Genomic DNA, 5,305 nt, shown 5'->3' on the forward strand with positions numbered 1-5,305 from the left:
GTCGGCGGCGCCCTGCTGATGTCGAACGAGTTCGCGCCCGGTCCCCTCGACCAGGCCAAGGTCGAAGCCCGGCCGGACGTCCTCGTCTACACCACCGACCCGCTCGACGCGAACCTCGAGGTCACCGGCCGCGTCCGGGCCCACCTCACCGCGGCGACCGACGCCCCCACGACCGACTGGGTCGTCCGCCTCTGCGACGTCGACCCCGACGGCGTCTCGCGGAACATCGCCGACGGCATCGTCCGCGCGGCCGCGACGCCGGGCGAGTTCACCGAGCAGGTCGTCGACCTGTGGTCGACCAGTTACGTGTTCCTCGCCGGGCACCGCATCCGGGTGCAGGTCACCTCCAGCAGCTTCCCCCGCTGGGACCGCAACCTCAACACCGGCGACGACACGCAATCGCGTCGGGCGCACCAGCAGATCGCCCGGCCGTCCCGCATCGTGCTCCCCGTGATCCCGGCGCCGGAAGGTCAAGCGTGAACTCCTATGCGTCCGGCACCTCCGACGTGCCGCTGCTCGGCGACACCATCGGCGGCAACTTCGACCGCACGGTCGCCGCGGGCCCGGACCGCGAGGCGCTGGCCGACGTCCCGACGGGACGGCGGTGGACCTACGCGCAGCTCCGCGCGGACGTCGACGCCCTCGCGCTCGGACTGCTCGCGACCGGCGTGGCCAAGGGCGACCGCGTCGGGATCTGGGCGCCCAACATGGCCGAGTGGACGCTGCTGCAGTACGCCACGGCCAAGATCGGCGCGATCCTGGTCACCATCAACCCGAGCTACCGCACACATGAACTCGAGTACGTCCTGAAGCAGGCCGGGATCTCGATGCTGGTGTCGGCACGCGAGTTCAAGACGTCGGACTACGCCGCGATGATCGAGGAAGTCCGCGGGAACTGCCCCGAGCTGCGTTCGGTGGTGCTGATCGGATCCGGCGAGTGGGACCTGCTCCTGGAGGCCGGTCGCGGCGGGGACCCGGCCCGGCTGGCGCAGGCGCAGGCGGCGCTGTCCCCGGACGACCCGATCAACATCCAGTACACCTCCGGGACGACCGGCTTCCCCAAGGGCGCCACCCTCTCGCACCACAACATCCTCAACAACGGCTACTTCGTCGGCGAACTCTGCGGCTACACCGCCGACGACCGGGTGTGCATCCCGGTGCCGTTCTACCACTGCTTCGGCATGGTGATGGGCAACCTGGCCTGCACCTCCCACGGCGCCACCATGGTCATCCCGGCCCAGGGCTTCGACCCCAAGTCCACTTTGGAGGCGGTGGAGCGGGAGCGGTGCACCTCGCTCTACGGGGTACCGACGATGTTCATCGCCGAGCTCAACCACCCGGACTTCGCCGGCTACGACCTTTCCAGCCTGCGCACCGGGATCATGGCCGGATCGCCCTGCCCGGTCGAGGTGATGAAGCAGGTCGTCTCCCGGATGGGCATGGAACAGGTCACCATCTGCTACGGCATGACCGAGACCAGCCCCGTCTCGACCCAGACGCGGATGGACGACTCCCTCGAACTGCGCGTCTCGACCGTCGGACGGGTGCACCCGCACCTGGAGATCAAGCTCGTCGACCCGGCCACCGGCCTGACCGTGCCCTGCGGCGAGGCGGGCGAGCTGTGCACCCGCGGCTACTCGGTGATGCTCGGCTACTGGAACGACCCGGACAAGACCGCCGAGGTGATCGACGCCGCGCGGTGGATGCACACCGGCGACCTCGCGGTGATGGACGCCGACGGGTACGTCAACATCACCGGCCGGATCAAGGACATGGTCATCCGCGGCGGCGAGAACATCTACCCCCGCGAGATCGAAGAGTTCCTCTACACCCACCCCGACATCCTCGACGCCCAGGTCATCGGCGTCCCGGACCTCAAGTACGGCGAAGAGCTCTGCGCGTGGGTCAAGGTCCGCGACGGCGCCGGCGAGGTGACGGCCGAGAGCCTGCGCGCGTTCGCCATGGGGAAACTGGCGCACTACAAGATCCCGCGGTACGTCCTGGTGGTCGACGAGTTCCCGATGACCGTCACCGGCAAGGTCCGCAAGATCGAGATGCGGGAGAAGTCCGTCCAGGTCCTCGACCTGGCCGAAGCGGCCGCGATCAGGAACGCCTGAGCGGGACGCCCTCCGTTCCCCATCGTGTCGCCGAGGGAAGAGCGTGCGGTGGCTCAAGGCGTTTCGTCTGGATGAGGCATTCAAGTTCGGCAGCCACACGGATAAGATCGGCCTGAGAGCGCTTCCAGAACCGGCCCGATCCACACCGCTGACCGCGGTGCCCGTCCCCTTGCCCGTTCTCGGAGGAAACGCCGATGCGCACCATCGCCCGATCCCGGCCGGCCGTCGTCGCCGGGATCTTGACCGTCGCGGCCGCCGCCGTCACCGTGGCCGCCGTTCCCGCCGCCCGAGCCGCGGCGGGCTGCCGGGTCGACTACGCGGTCGCCGGCCAGTGGCAGGGCGGCTTCAGCGCGGACGTCGACGTCACCAACCTCGGCGATCCGGTCGCGAGCTGGCAGCTGACCTGGACGTTCACCGCCGGTCAGCGCGTCACCCAGCTCTGGAACGGCACCGTCGCCCAGTCCGGCGATCGGGTGGCCGTCGGCAACGCCGCCTGGAACGGCTCCCTCGGCACCGGCGCGAGCACCCGGTTCGGGTTCACCGGCTCGTCGACGGGCTCCAACCCGGTACCCACCGGCTTCGCCGTCAACGGCACCCTGTGCACCGGTCCCGTGCCCCCGACGACGACCACGTCCCCGCCGCCGGTGGACGCGCTGGCCCGGGCGCACACGGTGGGCCGGGTGCAGCCCACGGCGGGTGCCGCGCGGTACACCTGGCCCGGCATCTCCTTCGAGGGCCGCTTCCGCGGCACCGGCGTGGACGTCGCGCTCGACGACGCCCAGAACGACTACGACATCCAGGTCGACGGCACCACGGTCGCCACGCTGGTCACCCCCGGCCGCACCACGCGCCAGATCCGCGGCCTGACCGACGCCGAACACAGCGTGCGGCTGGTGAAACGGACCGAAAGCCCGTGGGTCGCCGGCGAGTTCGACGGTTTCGCCGCGGCACCCGGCGGGGAGATCCTCGCGAAGCCCGCCGCGCGCACCCGGCAGATCGAGTTCATCGGCGACTCGCTGACCGCGGGCTACGGCGACCTCTCCACCACCCGCGACTGCTCGGCCAACGGCGGGATCGACCGCAACACGAACACGGACATCAGCTACGGCGCCCTCACCGCCCACGGCCTGAACGCCGACTACCAGGTCAACGCGTACTCCGGCCGCGGCATGGTGCGCAACTACAACGGCGGCGAGCCCGGAACCGACTTCCGCACCTACTACGACCGCACGCTGCAGAACGTTTCCGGCGACGTGTGGCACAACCCCGCCTCGTGGCGGCCGCAGCTGGTCGTGGTCGCCTTGGGCACCAACGACTTCAGCACGGCCCTGCACTCCGGTGAGCCGTGGGCGACCGCCGACAGCCTGATCGCCGCGTACCAGAGCGCCTACCAGGGTTTCCTCGACAAGCTCCGCGCGCAGTACGGCACCGGCACGATCATCGTCGTCGGCGCGACGAACCTGTTCGCCACCCAGGCCCAGCAGGTCGTCTCCGAACGCAACGCCCGCGGCGACAGCCGGGTCCGCTTCTGGAACTTCGACGACCCGCGCCTGGACCACCTGGGGTGCGACTGGCACTTCTCCCGCAACGACCACCGGATCATTTCCGGGTTGCTCACCGACTACATCGCCACCCTGCCGCTCACCTGGTGAGGCAGCACGGCGTTCGAAGCCGGTCAGGTCGGCTGGGCTGTGTGCTGCGGGCTCGCTCTCGGCGTCCGGATCGCCGGATGGCGGGAGGTCCGGTCACGAACCGTCACTCCCGCTTCGCGGGCGGGCCCGCCGGCGAGGTCAGTCGCCGGTGCGGAGTTCGGTGTTGAGGCGCTGGGCTTCGTGAAGCTGGTCTTCGAGGCTGACGATGCGGCAGGCCGCGTCGATCGCGGTGCCCTGATCGACCAGTTCGCGCACGCGGGCCGCCAGGCGCAGCTGCTGGCGCGAGTAGCGGCGGTGCCCGCCGGCGGAACGCTGCGGGGTGATCAGCCCGGCTTCGTCGAGGCTGCGCAGAAAACCCTGCGTCGTGCCGAGCATGTCCGCGGCCCGGCCCATCGTGTAGGCCGGGTAGTGCTCGTCGTCGAACTTGTCGGCCGCATCCGGCGCGGCCGGTCCTGTCTGGTCAGGAATCATTCCACCTCCGCATCACAAAGGACCCCGGGTGCCACGTACGGCACCCGGGGTCCTCAAGGGTTGGGTTTCACCATTGTCCACCGGCGCGACCGCCGGCTTCCTGCACCCGCGCCCGGCCGAAAACCGGAACTCGCGGGGATCGCTCATGCGTAACCGAGCACCACCTCCGAACTCGATGGGACTACGGCACCCGCGCGGCTCTGCTACCCAGCCGCTGCGGGCGATCCAATGATGCTCCCGATCCCTTCTCTCCTGTGTTTTCCACTTACTGGGTACTGCTACCGCGGACGTCACTGCCGGAACCCTTCCACTGATCGGTCCCAGCACGCTGCCGCCGCTGGTCACTGCCCGGAGCCCCGTTCACAGATCGGCTCCGGCCACCTGACCGGTCCTGCCACTGCACTAACCACTGCTCCCGGTCACCAGCCGAAACCATGTTCCGTGATCGGCTCCGCGCTGCCTGACCGGCTTGTCTCACCTCGCGGGTAGTTACGTCCTCTCCCGCGCCCGTTTGACGTTGTCTCTCTCGGTACAAGAAGAACACTACACACACCCGCCGCCGAATGTCTACTCCGGTCGGCATAGATTTTCTGACACGTATGGGGGACAACGGTGAGGAAGAGAGGAACGACCGTGAGTGACGAGGCCGTCCGGGAACCGCTCGAGCAGCGTTACGGCCTGACCGAGGTCGCCGACCTCCGGGAGTACGCCGAGGCGCTGGCGCGACTGCTGGAACAGGGCCGGCGGGAGCGGTGCGTGGCGGTGGTGTCGGAGGCCGAGGCCTACGCAGCGGCGGAGCTGCTCGGGCAGTTCGCGCAGCTCGACCCGCACGCCGCGCTGAACCAGCTCGCCGGCTCCCTGGCCAGCCGGCTCTACAGCCGCCTTGGCGCCTGAGGCCGGATCCGCGACGCACGGCACCGGCGGAGAGGAGATGCGGCAGCCGAGGTCCAGTCGGCGTGACGGCACCGCACGGCGATCTCCCCCGTGCCCCTCACCGAACGAGCCGCTCTCGGAACAAAGCTCGACGCCACACACGCCCGGACCGGGCCGCGGCCCGCGAGCGCG

5 protein-coding genes are annotated in these 5,305 nt (G+C 69.8%); 4 read left to right on the forward strand and 1 reads right to left on the reverse strand.

Annotated elements, in window-relative coordinates:
- The 3 genes from CCN39_RS46440 to CCN39_RS46450 all read left to right on the forward strand — a co-directional run.
- On the forward strand, window positions 1-480 hold a 480-nt coding region (locus tag CCN39_RS46440; protein WP_143264436.1), incomplete at its 5' end, for a CocE/NonD family hydrolase.
- Window positions 477-2,117 carry an AMP-binding protein gene (locus CCN39_RS46445; protein WP_086853434.1) on the forward strand — a complete coding sequence of 547 codons (1,641 nt, stop codon included), beginning with the start codon at window positions 477-479 and terminating at the stop codon, window positions 2,115-2,117. The genes CCN39_RS46440 and CCN39_RS46445, both read left to right, overlap by 4 nt.
- 194 nt (window positions 2,118-2,311) lie before the next feature.
- The gene (locus CCN39_RS46450; RefSeq protein ID WP_086853436.1) at window positions 2,312-3,769 is read left to right on the forward strand and encodes a cellulose binding domain-containing protein; all 1,458 of its coding nucleotides are present in this window, start codon (window positions 2,312-2,314) and stop codon (window positions 3,767-3,769) included.
- A 138-nt stretch (window positions 3,770-3,907) separates the two neighbouring features.
- Here the strand turns inward: CCN39_RS46450 and CCN39_RS46455 are convergent, their stop codons facing one another.
- Entirely contained in the window at window positions 3,908-4,240 is a 333-nt protein-coding gene (locus CCN39_RS46455) for a helix-turn-helix domain-containing protein (RefSeq protein ID WP_086853438.1), read from the reverse strand.
- 633 nt (window positions 4,241-4,873) lie between these two features.
- On the opposite strand from CCN39_RS46455, the gene CCN39_RS46460 reads away from it, so the two are divergent.
- Complete coding sequence (locus CCN39_RS46460; protein ID WP_086853440.1) at window positions 4,874-5,134, forward strand: hypothetical protein; 261 nt, start codon at window positions 4,874-4,876, stop codon at window positions 5,132-5,134.
- Window positions 5,135-5,305 lie beyond the last annotated feature (171 nt).

Source organism: Amycolatopsis kentuckyensis (assembly GCF_002155975.1).
Classification (GTDB): Bacteria; Actinomycetota; Actinomycetes; order Mycobacteriales; family Pseudonocardiaceae; genus Amycolatopsis; species Amycolatopsis kentuckyensis.